Origin of the sequence: Halomonas zincidurans B6 (assembly GCF_000731955.1) — a bacterium.
GTDB classification, from domain to species: Bacteria; Pseudomonadota; Gammaproteobacteria; order Pseudomonadales; family Halomonadaceae; genus Modicisalibacter; species Modicisalibacter zincidurans.
Map to the genome: position 1 here is coordinate 1,315,700 of NZ_JNCK01000001.1, position 14,601 is coordinate 1,330,300.

12 protein-coding genes and 1 pseudogene are annotated in these 14,601 nt (G+C 65.8%); 2 read left to right on the plus strand and 11 right to left on the minus strand.

Annotated elements, in window-relative coordinates; genetic code table 11:
• The first annotated feature begins 12 nt into the window (after positions 1-12).
• Positions 13-651, plus strand: coding sequence for a TetR/AcrR family transcriptional regulator (locus tag HALZIN_RS0106180; protein ID WP_031383363.1), 639 nt, complete (start codon positions 13-15; stop codon positions 649-651).
• Positions 652-731: 80 nt separating this feature from the next.
• Entirely contained in the window at positions 732-992 is a 261-nt protein-coding gene (locus HALZIN_RS0106185) for a hypothetical protein (RefSeq protein WP_031383364.1), read from the plus strand.
• A gap of 88 nt (positions 993-1,080) precedes the next feature.
• On the opposite strand, the gene HALZIN_RS0106190 is transcribed toward HALZIN_RS0106185, so the two are convergent.
• The 11 genes and pseudogenes from HALZIN_RS0106190 to HALZIN_RS0106230 all read right to left on the minus strand — a co-directional run bounded on the left by HALZIN_RS0106190 (position 1,081) and on the right by HALZIN_RS0106230 (position 14,561).
• Complete coding sequence (locus HALZIN_RS0106190) at positions 1,081-2,373, minus strand: cytochrome P450 (RefSeq protein ID WP_051907407.1); 1,293 nt, start codon at positions 2,371-2,373, stop codon at positions 1,081-1,083.
• 230 nt (positions 2,374-2,603) lie between these two features.
• On the minus strand, positions 2,604-4,163 hold the full coding sequence (ligD, locus tag HALZIN_RS18335) for a DNA ligase D (RefSeq protein WP_231663357.1): 1,560 nt from the start codon (positions 4,161-4,163) through the stop codon (positions 2,604-2,606).
• 484 nt (positions 4,164-4,647) lie between these two features.
• Positions 4,648-5,058, minus strand: a pseudogene (locus tag HALZIN_RS18340) (DNA polymerase ligase N-terminal domain-containing protein); the annotation flags it as partial.
• A gap of 130 nt (positions 5,059-5,188) precedes the next feature.
• Positions 5,189-6,961 carry a thiol reductant ABC exporter subunit CydC gene (cydC, locus tag HALZIN_RS0106200; RefSeq protein ID WP_051907409.1) on the minus strand — a complete coding sequence of 591 codons (1,773 nt, stop codon included), beginning with the start codon at positions 6,959-6,961 and terminating at the stop codon, positions 5,189-5,191.
• Positions 6,954-8,747 (minus strand): thiol reductant ABC exporter subunit CydD, encoded by a 1,794-nt coding sequence (gene cydD, locus HALZIN_RS0106205; RefSeq protein ID WP_051907411.1) that lies wholly within the window; start codon positions 8,745-8,747, stop codon positions 6,954-6,956. The genes cydC and cydD overlap by 8 nt, the downstream gene beginning before the upstream one ends.
• A gap of 2 nt (positions 8,748-8,749) precedes the next feature.
• Complete coding sequence (gene cydB, locus HALZIN_RS0106210; protein ID WP_031383368.1) at positions 8,750-9,748, minus strand: cytochrome d ubiquinol oxidase subunit II; 999 nt, start codon at positions 9,746-9,748, stop codon at positions 8,750-8,752.
• 29 nt (positions 9,749-9,777) lie between these two features.
• A complete protein-coding gene (locus HALZIN_RS0106215; protein ID WP_031383369.1) occupies positions 9,778-11,190 on the minus strand; it encodes a cytochrome ubiquinol oxidase subunit I in 1,413 nt (470 codons plus the stop codon).
• A 304-nt stretch (positions 11,191-11,494) separates the two neighbouring features.
• Positions 11,495-11,815, minus strand: a complete 321-nt coding sequence (locus HALZIN_RS17835; RefSeq protein WP_150113089.1) for a hypothetical protein — start codon at positions 11,813-11,815, stop codon at positions 11,495-11,497.
• Positions 11,816-11,949: 134 nt separating this feature from the next.
• Entirely contained in the window at positions 11,950-12,966 is a 1,017-nt protein-coding gene (locus tag HALZIN_RS0106220) for a bifunctional enoyl-CoA hydratase/phosphate acetyltransferase (RefSeq protein ID WP_236254964.1), read from the minus strand.
• A gap of 17 nt (positions 12,967-12,983) precedes the next feature.
• Entirely contained in the window at positions 12,984-14,174 is a 1,191-nt protein-coding gene (locus HALZIN_RS0106225; RefSeq protein WP_031383371.1) for an acetate/propionate family kinase, read from the minus strand.
• 51 nt (positions 14,175-14,225) lie between these two features.
• Entirely contained in the window at positions 14,226-14,561 is a 336-nt protein-coding gene (locus HALZIN_RS0106230) for a hypothetical protein (protein ID WP_031383372.1), read from the minus strand.
• Positions 14,562-14,601: the final 40 nt, after the last annotated feature.

Consider the following 14,601-nt stretch of genomic DNA (forward strand, 5'->3'; position numbering starts at 1 on the left):
CAGAGCACACCGATGACGACGACCACCACGGCCGAGTTCACACGTGCCCGGCTGCGCAACCAACCGCGCATTCTCGAGGCGGCGGAGCAGGTGTTCGCCCGGCATGGCTATCGGGGGACGAGCATTCAGGCGATCGCCGAGGCGGCCGGGCTGCCCAAGTCCAACGTGCTCTATTACGTGGGCAGCAAGCGCCAACTCTACGTGGCGCTGCTCGAGCGGATGATGAGCCGCTGGAATGCCATGCTCGACGATATCAGTGTCGACGACGACCCCGCCGAGGTCATCGAGGCCTTCATTCGCAGCAAGATGGCGCTGACGCGCAGTCATCCGCAAGGCTCGCGGCTGTTTGCCGCCGAGATTCTGCAGGGTGCGCCTTTCTTGCAGGAGTACCTGCGTGGCGAACTGCGCGACTGGGTCGAGTCCCGCGCGCGGGTCTTCGAGCAGTGGACGGCACGAGGGCTGATGGATGCGGTGGATCCGGTGTGGCTGATCTTTCTGATCTGGTCGGCCACCCAGCACTACGCCGACTTCGAGGCCCAGGTGCTGGGCATCACCGACCGCATGGCGTTGAACGACGGGGATTACCAGGCGATCACCGACTTTCTGTGCCGGGTCATCCTCAAGGGCTGCGGGGTCGTTGCGCGCAGGTAACACGGGTTAATCCATTGTCTGCGCGGACGATGGTAGCTTTAAGAAGTCGAACCGACGTCAACCAAAGGCAGGAAGCCATCATGTTGAATCGCTCACGGAATGTAATCTGTCCCACGTGCCGGTCCGTCAATAGCTGGGAAGGCGACCCGGCTCCGGATGAAGCCCTTTACTGTCATCTGTGCGATGGATTCATCGCTACCCACCAGCATTACGTCGAGAGCCTGATCAAGGGCGAGGTGGCACGCATCATGGCCCGTTACGCTAATCCCGATTCGTCCTATCAATTGTCACTGTTGAAGCAGGTGCTCGCCGATCGGCCCTCGGCAGACGCTCGCCTCTGAGCCATTCGATCTCCACATCTTTATAACTGCTTTATAGCTGTTTCAGGGGCCCGGCCGGGATCGACGCCGGGCCCTGCGCATCGTCCTTCTAGCTCTCCTGCATCTCGCCCGTTGTCGGGTCCGCTTGGCCGTACGGCAGCGCTTGAACCTGGTCGATCACGAAGCGGCTGGTCGGGATGATCGGCGTCCGCGACCAATCGATATCCAGCGCCTGGCTCGGTACGCGATAGCGCATCCGGGTGAGCAGTTGCTCGATCGCCACCTTGATCAGCGCTTCGGTAAACCATTCCCCGGGGCAGCGATGATGGGTGGCATGCTCGTCGCCGCCCTGGGGAATGAAGTTGTAGGCGTTGGCCGCTTCGCGGAGGAATCTATCGCCTTGAAACGTATCCGGCTCTCGCCAGCTGCGCGGGTCGCGATTGGTACCGAACAAATCCAGCAGGACCCGGGTGCCGCGAGGGAAATGGTAACCCTGCCAGGTGAAGTCGGCGCGGACCCGGGCGGCGAGGAACGGGAAAAAGCTGTAGTAGCGACGCACTTCCTGAACGAAGGCGTCGAGCAGGGCGGCGTCGGTGGGCAGCGATTGGCGCCACTCGGGATGTTCATGCAGCGCCAAGGCGGCGAAGGTCACGTAGCGTGCGATGGCCACGGTGGGACGTATCAGGTTGAGCACTTCCACGGCCGCGGTCTGCGTGTCGAGCAGTTGCCCGTCGGCATCCTGGTGCCAGCAGACCCGCGACAGCGCGCGTTCCTTGTCGACCTCGAGCCGCCCCGCGCGGATCCGTTCGACGAGATCGCCGATCCACGCTTCGCTGCGGATACGCGCGCGACGCGCCCGCCAATAGCGCCAACCGACGCCGCCGCCGGCTCCATCGATCATCGCTGCGATATCGGCGCAATGCTTGACGACTTCCGCCTCGCACAGCGGCAGGTCGGCCCACCGGCAGGCGGCGCGCAGGTGAATCTCCTGAACGGCGTGAAAAAACACGACCTGGTCCCGGCGTTGCCAGGCGTCGATGGCGACTCGCCACTCTTCGGTGGCCAGCTCGGCCAGCTCGCGGATGTTCGCGGCGGTCATCAGCGACATGAACAGCTGCTTGCGAATGCGGTGGGCCTCGCCATCCAGGCCTTGCACGCCGCCTTCGCCGAATAGCGTCTTCTTGAGCATCCCCGGGGCGGCGCCCTCGCGCGTGAAGCGCGACTGATCGTAGAACAGCCGCGCCGCCGCTTCGCCGTGCAGGCACAGCGTCGGTTCGAACAATAGCCGGGTCTGGAAGATATCGCTGCGAAGGCGCTGGCATCGCCGGGGAATGAAATGATTGCCTTCGCGCAGTAGCGACAGCGAGCTGTCCAGCTTGCCGTCCCTGGGGATCGTCGTCATGTTCGCGCTCCTTGAGAATGACTGGTTTGCAGCCGGCCGTGGCTGCGGACGGCCAACTGCCGGGGCCTCGGACGGCTGAACTAGCCGCGGTTTCGGACGGCTGAACTAGCCGCGGTTTCGGGCGGCTGAACTAGCCGCGGTTTCGGGCGGCTGAACTAGCCGCGGTTTCGGGCGGCCAAATTAGCCGCGGTTTCGGGCGGCTGAACTAGCCGCGGTTTCGGGCGGCCAAATTAGCCGAGACCCACGGCCTGGCGCATCCTGGCGTCGATCGCGCGCCGGGCGTCGTCGAAACCCGCCCAGGGATCCTTGCGCAACGAGGCGAGCCGTCGCGGCAGATTGCGAACGGTGTAGCGGTCGGGCTTCAGCTTGGCGTCGAGTTCGTCCCAGCGAACTGGCACGCATACCGGGGCGCCCTCGCGGGCACGCACGGTATAGGAGGCCACGGCGGTGGCGCCGCGGCCGTTGCGCAGATAATCGATGAAGATACGCCCCTCGCGCTGAGCCTTCGACAGGTTGGTGGTCAGTCGCTTGGGGTCCGCCTTGGCCTCCTGCCGGGCGAGCGCCCTGGCGAACGCCTTGGCGTCGTCCCATTCGAGTGCAGGCTCGATGGGCACCACCAGATGCAGTCCCTTGCCGCCGGTGACCCGCACGAAGCTCTCGAGGCCCAGCGAGGCAAGGCGTTCGCGCAGCGAGCGGGCGACACGGACGATTTCCGGCCATGCCACGCCGGGGGCGGGGTCAAGATCGAAGACCAGATTGTCGGGTCTTTCGAGATCGCCGACGCGGCTGCCCCAGGGGTGGATTTCCAGCGCGCCGGCCTGCACCAGCGCGATCAGGTCCGCGGCCGATTCCACGTAGATATACTCGGACGTGCCCTTTTTCTCGTCGATGTCGATACGCGGCACGCTGTCGGGAATGGCGACCCGGGGATGCTTCTGAAAGAAGCACTCGCCGTCACGCCCCTCGGGGCAGCGCATCAGCGCGAGCGGGCGCCGGGCGAGATGCGGCATGACCCAGTCCTGGATCGCCTCGTAGTAGCGCGCCAGGTCGAGCTTGGTCAGGCCCTGTTCCGGGTAGAGCACTCGATCGGCGTGGGTCAGACGCACGCCGAGTACCTGCGTCGTTTGCCCGCTGCGCGACGCGCTGGAACCGCTGGCTCGCTTGCTCCGCGAGGCGGCCTTGCTTTCGTCACTGTCGCTGGGGCGGGACGACTTGCCGGAGCGCGACGGCGCTGCCGATTCATCCTTGTCGGAAGCCATGCGGATCTCCTCGGGGTTGCGGTCCTCGCGCAGGCCGCGAAAGGCCGGGTGGCGCAGCAGACCATCGCGGGTGCGTCCGGCGAATTCGACTTCGATGACCTGCTCGGGGCGTACCCAGTGCACGCCGCGGCTGTTCCGGATCGAGCCGGCGAAGGGCGACTCCGACGTCTCGAGATCGCGCAGCGCGGCGCTCAACGTCTCGAGCAGGCGCTTGCTGAAGCCGGTGCCCACGCGCCCGGCGTAGACCAGCCGGTCCTGGTCGTCGAAGGCGCCCATCAGCAGGGCGCCGAAGCCGCTGCGTGAACCGTCGGGCTCGGTGTAGCCGCCGATCACGAACTCTTCGTGGTTGGCGCACTTGACCTTGAGCCACTGCTTGCTGCGCGTGCTGTGATAGTGGCTCGAGGCGCGCTTGCTGATGATGCCTTCCAGCCCCAGCCGGCAGGCGCGTTCGTAGAAGGTCTCGCCCTGGGCGTCGATATGATCGGAATAGCGAATGCGGCTGGCGTTGTCGAAGCTCGCGGCCTCCAGCAACGCGGCCAGGATCTTTTTGCGTCGCGACGCGGGTCAGGTCGTAGCCGTCGAGGTGCAGCAGGTCGAAGGCCTGATAGATCAGCCTGCGCGTGTCGCCGCGGCTCAGCGCCTCCTGCAGACGTCGGAAACTGCTGATGCCGTCGGGGGCGAGGGCGACGATCTCGCCGTCGAGCGTCGCCAACTGCGGATTGGTCTCCCTGGGCAGGGCCTGACGTCGCGCCCCGCTCAACTTCCCTACGCGTTGGGACGGAGCCGGGGTGTGCTCGCCATCATCGCTTTCGGTCGCACCTTGCCCGGCGCGCTCGTCGCTTGCCTTCGCCTGCCAGACGTTGTCGACGTCCTCGGTGATCTGGTGCATGGTGCGGTCGCTGGCGACGCTGCGATCGTCGTCGTCGATTTCCGGCGCCTGGACTTGCGAGTCCACTTCGTCATGGCGCTTGATCATCAGCCAGTTCTTGTCGCTCTTCTGCTTGCCTCCGGTCATTCGGGTCAGCGTCCAGGCGCCGCGCAGCTTTTCGCCGTCGAGGGTGAAGTCGATGCGGTTCCTGTCGCGCTTTCCGGTCGGCTGCCAGCGGCCGCGATCCCACAGCATGACCGTGCCGCCGCCGTAGGATTCCTGCGGGATGATGCCTTCGAAGTCGCCGTAATCCAGGGGGTGGTCCTCGACCTCGACGGCCAGGCGCTTTTCGCCGGGTCTGAGACTGGGGCCCTTGGGCAGCGCCCAACTCTTGAGCACGCCGTCCTGTTCGAGGCGCAGGTCGAAATGGTCGTGGCTGGCGGCGTGCTTGTGCATCACGTAGCGCTCGCCGCTCGATGAAGCGGCGTTATCGTCACCGGCCGGCTCGCGGGTCTTGCGGAAATCGCGCTTGCGGCGATACTCCTCGAGTTTCGCCATGATTCTCGTCCTTGATGAGTCGCTAACGAAAAGTCCCTAACGCAAGAGCGTTTCATCTGAGCCTAGCAGGCTATCGGACATGGCGCTGAGCGGCTCCTTGCCGTGACCGTTCGCTGCGCCATGCCCGCCGTTAAGAAGCGATGACCGTGCGCCGCCTGAGTGCCGCGTAGCGGCTCCGGGCATCGGCGAGCAGCGCCTGCGGGGTGTCGAATTCCAGCACTCGGCCGGCGTCGAGCACGGCGATGCGATCGAAGCGATCGAGCTCGCGTAAACGGTGGGTGGCCAGCAGCAGGGTGCGGCCCCGGCAACGCCGGCGTATTTCGGCGAGCACGCGTGACGCGCTGGCCTCGTCGAGCCATTCGGTGGGTTCGTCGAGCAGCACCACCGGCGCCTCGTAGAGCAGCGCGCGAGCGACGCCGAAGCGGCGTAGCTGGCCGCCCGACAGGGAACTGCCGCCTTCGTCGGGATAGCTGTCGAGCCCCGCCGGCTGGCTGGCCAGCCAGTCGCCGAGTCCCAGCGCCTCGAGCAGTTCGATCAGCGTCGCGTCGCTGGCCTCGGGGGCGGCGATCAGCAGGTTTTCCCGGTAACTGGCGACGAACAGGTGAACGTCCTGCGGGGCGACGGCGAACGCCTGGCGCAAACTGGGCACGCTGAGCGCGTCAAGCGCCGCTCCGCCCAGGCTCAGCGTGCCCCGTTGGGGGGCGACGAAGCGCAGCAGGGCATTGAGCAACGTGGTCTTGCCGCTACCGGTAGCGCCGAGCAGGGCGACGTGTTCGCCGCTGGCGATCGCCAGCGTCACGTCGTCGAGCGCGGGAATGCCGTCGAAGCAGACGCGCAGCGCCTCGACCTTCAGGCGCGCATCGCCAGGCGTGGCGCGGTCGACATCGGGATAGTCGACGCCGGGCAGCTCGGCATGCAGGCGGTTGAGCCGCGCCGCGGCGTGTCGCAGTCGCCCCAGGTCCTGCATGGCCTTGGGCAACGGGGCGATGGCTTCGAAGGCCGCGAGTACCGCCAGGCCCATCAGCGCGAGCAGCGTCGGATCGAGAGTGCCTGCATCGACCAGCCAGGCGGCCAGCGCCAGGGTCACGGTCACGCTGATGCCGAGCAGCGTGTGGGTCAGCAGTTGCGAATGCCCCCATAGCCGGGCCAGGCGCCGCTCCTCGGCGTCGCGTTGGCGCTGGGCGGCGAGCAGGGTGTCGCGCTCGTGGGTCCAGCGGCCGTAGAGCAGCAGCTCGGAGAAGGCGGCGAGCCGGGCAATGAGCCGTCCGCGCAGCTGAGCGTCGAGCGCCTGCCAGCGCGCCGAGTGCCGCTGGCCCCGGCGCCAGGCGAGCCACGGGCCGAGAAGCGCCGACGCCAGCAAGGCCGTGGCGGCGAACAGGCCGATGCCCGGGGCGAAGACGCCGATCACCACGCCGCAGCCGACGATCACCCACAGCGCGACGATCGACGGCATGAGGACCCGCAGATAGAGCCCGTCCAGGGCATCGACGTCGGCGGTCAGGCGGGTCATCAGGTCGCCGCTGCCGTAACGCTGCAGCGCCGCCGGCGACAGCGGCTCGATATGCCGATAGGCGCGCTCGCGCAGGGCGGAGAGCAGCTTGAGGGTGGCCTGGTGCGAGGTGAGCCGTTCGCCGTAGCGCCCTGCGGTGCGCACCAGCACGAACAGGCGAATCCAGGCCGATGGCAGGTAGAAGTTGAAAGCGGTGGCGGCGCTGAGTCCGGCCAGCGCCGTCGCGCTGAGGAACCAGCCGGATAGCGCGATCAGCCCGATGCTGGCGGAGAAGGCCAGCAGATTGAGCGCGATGCCCAGTATGAACAGGCCGGCATGCGCGCGCAGCGGTGCCAGGTAGGGGCGCAGTTCGCGCCACGTTTCATTGGCTGTCGGCCCGCCCCGATCAGTCATGTGCGCGGTCTCCGGCGGGCTCGGGTTCGTCGTTAGCGGGCCTGTCGAGACCGGCCAGCGGCTGGCCGGGGGCGCTGAGCTCGGCGAGTGTCCCCAGCGCGCTCACGCGGCCCTCGTCGAGCATCAGGATACGCTCGGCGAGTTGCAGCAGTTCCAGCCGGTGGCTGAGCACGACCAGGGTGCGGCCGCGCTTGAGCCGGGCGAGGCCGCGCAGGACCCGCGCTTCGCTGTCGCGATCGAGGCTGGCGGTGGGTTCGTCGAGCAGGATCAGCGGCGCGCGGCGCAGCCAGGCGCGGGCCAGCGAGATCTGCCGCGCCTGACCGCCGGATACCGGCTGGCCGCCTTCACCCAGCGGCGTGGCCAGGCCACGGGGCAAGCGGCGCGCCCATTCGGCGAGATCGACCGCCTCCAGGGCGTTCCAGAGCGCGCGTTCGTCGGCCTGGGGGGCGGCCAGGCGCAGGTTCTCGGCGAGGCTGTCGGGCAATAGCGCGGGCTGCTGGCCGACCCAGCCGATGGCGCGATGCCACGCCTCGCGGGGCAGGCGATCGATTGGCATGCCGGCGTCGGTGGTCAGCGTGCCGGTCTCGGCGGACAGAAAGCCCATCAGCAGGTTCAAAAGCGTCGTCTTGCCGGCCCCGCTGGGGCCGATCACCGCCAGCGTCTCGCCGGGATGCAGGGTCAGCTCGATGTCGTCGAGGGCCGGGTGGCGCTGGCCGGCATAGCGGCAGCTGACGCCCTGGAGATGAACGCCCAGCCGTTCGGGAACCGGCCAATCGGCCTGGGCCGGCGCTGCGGCGTGCTCGTCGGCGAGCATCGGCATCAGATCCTCGGCCGCGGCCTGGGCCTCGGACCTGGCGTGGTAATGGCTGCCCAGATCGCGCAGCGGTTGGTAGAACTCCGGCGCGAGAATCAGGATGAACAGCCCGCTGTAGAGATCGAGCCCGCGGCCCCAGGCGCCGAACTCGAAATAGCCCAGATAGCCAAAGCCGATATAGATCGCCAGCAGGGCAATCGACAGCGAGCTGAAGAACTCCAGCAGGGTCGAAGAGAGAAAGGCCAGGCGCAGCACGCGCAGGGTGCGGTGGCGGAAATTTTCCGAAACATGATGCACGACCGAGGCCTGCTGGCGGCTGACGCCGAACAGCTTGAGCGTCGCCAGGCCGCGCAGGGTGTCGAGGAAGTGCCGGTTCATGCGCGTCATCTCGAGGAACTGAGCCTGCTGACGCTGCTTGGCGCCGATACCCACCATCGCCATGTTGAGCGGGATGAGCGGGCCGGTGGCCAGCAGGATGGCGCCGGCGGCCCAATTCAGCGGGAAGACCGCCAGTAGGATCAGCAGCGGTATGGTCAGGCACAGCCAGACTTGCGGGCGGTAATCGGCGTAGTAGCCGTGGAGCGCGTCGACCTGGTCCCAGATCCGGTTGCCCAGCGTGGCGCTGTGCTGCTGGCGTGCCCACAGCGGGCCGCGCTGCGCCAGATGATCGAGCAGCCGACGGCGCAGCGCCTGGCGCACGCCGATGGCGCTGCGGGTCGCCGTTTCGCTCTTCAGCCAGGCAAGCGCGCCACGGCCGATGAAGGCCAGCGGCAGTACGGCCAGCGGCACCGTGAGCTCGCTCAGCCGGCCCTCATCGAGCACCATGCGCTGGACGACGGTGGCGATCGCCCAGGCCTGGGCGAACAGGCACAGCGTCGCGGCGCTGCCGGCGACAATCGCGAGGGGTGTCCAATAGCCGCCATGTCGGGCCTGCCGGGCCAGCCATAGGTCGCTCTCGTTGCGTGTGGGCATGGCTAGTCTTCGCTCTCCCGCACCTTGCCGGCGAAGACGCGGTAACTGTAAAGGGTAAAGCTGAGGATGATCGGAATCATGATGGCGTAGCCGATCAGCAGGAAAAACTGGCTCGAGCGGTTCGAGGCCGCTTTCCAGATCGTGATGTCGGGCGGGATCAGCAAGGGGTAGAGGCTGATGGCCAGCCCCGTGCAGCCCATCGCGAACAGGCCGACAATCTGTGCGAACAGCCGCTTCTCATGCCCACGGCCGGCGCTTAGGATGGCGCCGATCGCCAATGCCAGCATGACAACGCCGATGGCCGCCAGATAGAGCCCGCTGGGCAGGCTGAACCAGCGTTCGGCGACGTGCGCGTTGATCAACGGCGTGCCGATCACAACGATCACCAGCGCGACGATGAAGATCAGCAGCAGCGGCCTGACCAGGCGCAGAAAGCGTGCCTGCAGCGCGCCGTCGGTCTTGACGATCAGCCAGGCCGCGCCCAGCAGGGCATAGCCGATCACCAGGGCGGCGCCGGTAAGCAAGCCGAAGGGCGAAAACCAGCCGAAGAAACTGGTGGTGTATTGGCCGCTGTCGTCCTGCAGACCGTCTATCACGCTGCCGACGATCATGCCCTGAATGAAGGCGGCGAGCGTGGTGGCGACGAAGAAGCCGCTATCGAACCAGCGCCGGGTCGAGGTTTCGAAGCGGAACTCGAACGTCATGCCGCGAAAGAACAGCGCCATCAGCATGACGATCACGGGAATGTATAGGGCCGGAAAGAGCGTCGCGTAAACCAGCGGGAAAGCGCCATACAGCCCCGCGGCGCAGAGCACCAGCCAGGTCTGGTTGCCATCCCAGAAGGGTTGGGCGGTGGTCATCATGATGCCGCGCTGGCGTTGTTCGCCGACGAACGCAAACAGGATGCCGATGCCCAGGCTGTAGCCGTCGAGGATCACGTACAGCATCAGTCCGAAGCCGATCAGACAAAACCAGATGACTGCGAAAAGTTCATGGCCCATTGAATCGCTCCCTGCGTTGGCTGATGGCGTTATCGACGTTCCGATTCGTCACGCCGGCTGAAGGGGCGGCGAGGTTGTTGCGTCTGCTCGCCTTCCCGGTCGGCCGCTTCCTCGGGCATCTTTTCCATGGGCGGCCTGCTTACCAGCTTGAAGAACAGCCAGGCGCCGGTCGTGAAGATCAACGTGTAGATGCTCCATAGCCCCACCAGGCTGGTCCACAGGGTGGTGGGACTGAACGACGAGACGCCTTCGGCGGTACGCAGCAGGCCGTAGATGATCCATGGCTGACGCCCGGCTTCGGTGGTGACCCAGCCGGCCTCGATGGCGATGACGCCGATCGGCGTCGCCAGGATGATCAGTTTCAGGAACCAGCGCGATTCATAGAGCGTTCGGCGCTTGCGCAGCCATAGCGATAGCGCGACCAGGCCCAACATGGCGAAGCCCAGGTAGACCATCAGCCGGAAGGCGAAGAACACCAGCGGCACATTGGGCCGCTCGTCCCGGGGCCACTGGGTCAGGCCCTCGATCTTGCCGGTCAGCGAACGCGTCAGGTAAAGACTGCTCAGGCGCGGAATCTCCAGTGACAGCCGGTTGGTCTCGGCCTCGCTGTCGGGCCAGGCCAACACCACCATCGGCATGCCGCCGCGCTCGGGCTTGTTCTCCCAGTAGGCTTCCATGGCTGCGACCTTGACCGGCTGGTGATCGCGGGTATTGATCCCTTGCTGGTCGCCGGCGACGATCTGCAGCGGCACCGTGAAGGTGAGCATCCACAGCGCCATCGACAGCATCTTGCGGGCCATGGCGTCGCGGCTGTTGCGATGCACGTGCCAGGCGGCGATGCCGGCCACGACGAAGGCCGTGGCGATCAACGCGGCCAGCGACATGTGCACGAAGCGGTAGGGCATCGAAGGGTTGAAGATCACGTTCCACCAGTTTTCCGGCACGAACTGGCCGTTCTCGATGGCGTAGCCGGCCGGGGTCTGCATCCAGCTGTTGGAAGCGAGTATCCAGAAGGTGGAAATGTAGGCGCCCAGCGCGACCATGGCGGTGGCGAAGAAATGTACCCGTGGGCTGACCCGGCCCTCGCCGAACATCATGATGCCGAAGAAGCCGGCCTCGAGAAAAAACGCGGTGACCACCTCGTAGGTGAGCAACACGCCATTGATGCCACCGGCCCGGGACGAGAAGCCGCTCCAGTTGGTGCCGAACTCGAAGGCCATGATCACCCCCGAGATGACCCCGGCGGCATAGTTCGCGGCGAAATGCGGCTTCCAGTAGTTGAAGATGCCCAGGTAGATGGGGTTGCCGGTCTTCATCCACATGGCCTGGACGAAGGCCAGGTAGGTCGCCAGCCCGATGCTCAAGGCGAGAAAGATGATGTGGTACATCACCGTGGTCGCGAATTGCAGTCGAGCCAGGTCGAGGCTGTCTAGGCCCAGCATGAAGGATCTCCCTATCCTGTTTGGCTTCACGAACGCTCGATAGGCGGCGTGCCGTTACCGACCGGCGTCCATGCTGGGTCGGTGATCAGACCGGAGAGCTCGCAAGGGACGCCGGCAACCTCGACCTTATTGTGGAGCGTGCTGGCGCAGAAGGCGAATATTGCGACCACCGACCGGGACGATGATGTGCGTGGGCTTTTCAGGCCGCGCTGACACAAACGGAATGATTAAAGTGCCGGTCTCGGGGGCTGGCTGGCAGCAGGTGAGCGGTGGTTTCCGGCGAAGTCTCGCTGGGGTGGCCAGTTCAGGCCCCATAGGCAATGGTACTCGCCGGTGGTTTCAATGCCTTCGGCAAATGACCTGACAACCCAGGCTGAGCGAGACGTTCAGCAGTGACTGCATGAACTGGCCAGGCGACGGCACAACAGGTCGAGCTCGACCCGGTGTCCGCTGCGGGCGACCGTGTCGAACAGCGCCAGGGCGAATCGAGTGGCGTGCCGACCGGACCGCGTATCAGCGCCTCATAGCCGAAGATGCCACGGCCGCCAGCATCGGCGATGGGCTGGAAGAGCGGCGTCAGTCTTTCTTTACGCAGGATGGATTTCAACAACTGGGCGTCTGGCATGTGGGGCGCTCCGAGCGCTGGCAGAACGGTCATGTAAGAAGTCGATCAGGAAGCCATTGCTCTCGATGGCCGCGAGCCGCCGACCAAGTCGATGCGACGAAACGGGCCTGCTCGGGGGCGGGGCGTGGTGTCCATCAGTGCACCTCCCTGGGGCGGCAGGTCGACTCGGGTTGTGGGGAACAGCAGAAGCTGGACTCGACTTCGCCAGAGGAAGGCAGGGCCAGGCGGATGCCCGCTAGGTACATCAAGGCCGCGACCCCCAGCCCCGCCAGCCGAGCCTCGGGCGGGTCGGCTCGGGAGCTCAGCATCACCGGTACCGTCAGCCCCATGACCACGCCAGCTGCCGTGGCGCCGGCGTGGTACTCGAAGTTCTTGGCCAACACGTTGCCGGAGATCAGATCCGGCATCAGCAGGATGTCGGCCTTGCCCGCCACCGGGGAGTCGATGCCCTTCTCCCGGGCCGCGCGCTCGGAGATGGCGTTGTCGAAGGCCAGCGGCCCGTCGACCTCGGCACCGGTGATCTGGCCGCGGCGAGCCATCAACGTCAGGCAGGCGGCGTCCAGGGTGGAGACGATGGCCGGGTTCACCGTTTCCACAGCGGAAATGACCGCTACCCGGGGCGTTGTGACACCTACCATGTGCATCAGCTCGATGGCGTTGTGCAGGATCTGCGCCTTGGCGTCGAGGTCGGGGGCGATGTTCATCGCCGCATCGGTCACAGCCAACAGGCGTGGGCAGTCGGGCACGTCCACCAAAAAGACGTGGCTCACGCGTCGGCCGGGCTGCCGTAGGCCGCTGCCCAGCAGGATATGCATGAAGGTGTCGGTGTGGATATGCCCTTTCATCAGCGCATCGGCGTGGCCGTCGAGCACGAGTTCTACCCCACGTCGGGCGGCCTCCGTCTCCGAGTCGGCCTCGATCACGGCCTCGAGGTCGATCTCCCAGCCGAGTACCAAGGCGGCTTCGGCGATCTCGTCGGGCCGGCCGATCAGCACGGGCTCGGCGATCCCGAGCCGTTTGGCCTCGCGTAGTGTCTTCAGCACCGCCGCCTGGGCTGCGTTGACCACGGCGACCCGTATTGGGTCCTCGCCCCGGGCCTGCTGGATCAGATTATCGAGCGTTGCTGGACGTTGGGCTTCCATCGTGGTCATGCCACCTCCTGTTTTGGCTAACATGCGTTGGCCAGCGTGCGCTGTACGTGCGTGGCGATCATCCGTTCTTCATCGGTAGTCACGGCCTCTACCCGGACCGGGCCGTCGGCGACGGAGATCAGCGGCGCGGGCTTGCGGTTGCGCTGCGGGTCCAGCGTCACGCCGAGGTACGTCAGGCCATCGCAGATCTGCATGCGGATATCCGGCGCGTTTGCGCCGATGCCGCCGGTGAAGATCAGTCGGTCCAGTCCGCCGAGGGCGGCGCTCAGGGCGCCGATGAAGAGGCGGGCACGATGGCAGAAGAAGTCGATCGCCTGGGCGGCCTCCGGAATGTCATTACGGCGCGCTAAAAGTTCGCGCATATCGGCGCTGACACCGGAGAGGCCCAGCAAACCGGAGCGGCGGTAGAGCAGTTGCTCGATCTCTTCGGCATCGAGCCCGTAATGCCCGGCCAGATACAGCAGGATGCCGGGGTCCAGGTCGCCGCTGCGGGTGCCCATGGGCATGCCGCCCAAGGCGCTGAAGCCCATCGTGGTCTCGAGGCTGCGTCCCTGGCGAATCGCCGCGAGGGACGCGCCGTTGCCCAGGTGGGCGACAACCAGTCGTTCATCGAGCGCTGCGGGGCCGTGGCGGCGCACCAGATCTTCGACGATGAACTCGTAGGAGAGCCCATGAAAGCCATAGCGGCGTACCCCCTGGGCCTCGTACTCCCGGGGCAGGCCGGTGTGCCGGGCGAGCTGGGGTAGGCCGTGGTGAAAGGCCGTATCGAAGCAGGCGAGCTGGGGCACACCGGGAAAATGCGCGCGCATGGCGACGATACCGGCCAGATTGTGCGGCAGATGCAGCGGCGCCAGTGGCACCAGAGCGTGAAGTCGATCCAGCAGGGATGTATCGATCCGTTGAGGGCAGTCGCAATCGGAGCCACCATGGACAACCCGGTGTCCGATGCCGACCAGGTCCAGTCGGCTTGTCTGCTGTCGAAGAAGGATGTCGACCCTCTCGATGGCGGTGGCATGATCGGTCAATTGCGCTGGGTGGTCGTCCACCGTTCCCTGTGCACTCGACATCTGAAGCCGGCCTTGCGACGTGCCTATCCCACTGGCCGCTCCCCATACCAGGCGTTGAAGCTCCTTCGTCAAGGCGAACACGGCGAATTTCAGGCTGGATGAACCGCAGTTGACCACCAGAATGGATGGCGTCGTCGACATTGACTGACCTCCTGATACACCGCCGCCCAACGACTTGACCGACGGCAAGGTTCAATGACAACTCCAGGGTTCCTTGGCGGCATTGTCCTTGATGTTCTGATCGACGAACCGGTAATGCTCTTCCTTGAAGCGGTTCCACCAGCCCTGACTGATTTCGATGCCATGCCTTGTCAGGATCTGTTCGATACCCTCGATACAGAGTCGCGAGGCGTCATAGGCCAGGTGAAGCATCCGCTTGCTGTCATCGAAAGATACCTTGTCGAGGCCAAAGAGTTGATCGATTTCGGCAATTGCACTTTGAAGATCCTGCTGATCGCCGGGTTTTAACTTCAACTTGCGTATGACCAGATTGACCTCGTTGACGCCGAGGCGGTGTTCGCTGGGCATGACGAAACTCCTGTCTTTTGCTGATCGGTCAGCGTTTCTT

What these genes read in the sequence shown, in the direction of transcription:
- HALZIN_RS0106180 (WP_031383363.1), top strand. Translation starts at nt 13, where the DNA reads ATGACGACGACCACCACGGCCGAGTTCACACGTGCCCGGCTGCGCAAC.
- HALZIN_RS0106185 (WP_031383364.1), top strand. Translation starts at nt 732, where the DNA reads ATGTTGAATCGCTCACGGAATGTAATCTGTCCCACGTGCCGGTCCGTC.
- HALZIN_RS0106190 (WP_051907407.1), bottom strand. Translation starts at nt 2,373, where the DNA reads ATGACGACGATCCCCAGGGACGGCAAGCTGGACAGCTCGCTGTCGCTA.
- cydC (WP_051907409.1), bottom strand. Translation starts at nt 6,961, where the DNA reads ATGACTGATCGGGGCGGGCCGACAGCCAATGAAACGTGGCGCGAACTG.
- cydD (WP_051907411.1), bottom strand. Translation starts at nt 8,747, where the DNA reads ATGCCCACACGCAACGAGAGCGACCTATGGCTGGCCCGGCAGGCCCGA.
- cydB (WP_031383368.1), bottom strand. Translation starts at nt 9,748, where the DNA reads ATGGGCCATGAACTTTTCGCAGTCATCTGGTTTTGTCTGATCGGCTTC.
- HALZIN_RS0106215 (WP_031383369.1), bottom strand. Translation starts at nt 11,190, where the DNA reads ATGCTGGGCCTAGACAGCCTCGACCTGGCTCGACTGCAATTCGCGACC.
- HALZIN_RS17835 (WP_150113089.1), bottom strand. Translation starts at nt 11,815, where the DNA reads ATGCCAGACGCCCAGTTGTTGAAATCCATCCTGCGTAAAGAAAGACTG.
- HALZIN_RS0106220 (WP_236254964.1), bottom strand. Translation starts at nt 12,966, where the DNA reads ATGACCACGATGGAAGCCCAACGTCCAGCAACGCTCGATAATCTGATC.
- HALZIN_RS0106225 (WP_031383371.1), bottom strand. Translation starts at nt 14,174, where the DNA reads ATGTCGACGACGCCATCCATTCTGGTGGTCAACTGCGGTTCATCCAGC.
- HALZIN_RS0106230 (WP_031383372.1), bottom strand. Translation starts at nt 14,561, where the DNA reads ATGCCCAGCGAACACCGCCTCGGCGTCAACGAGGTCAATCTGGTCATA.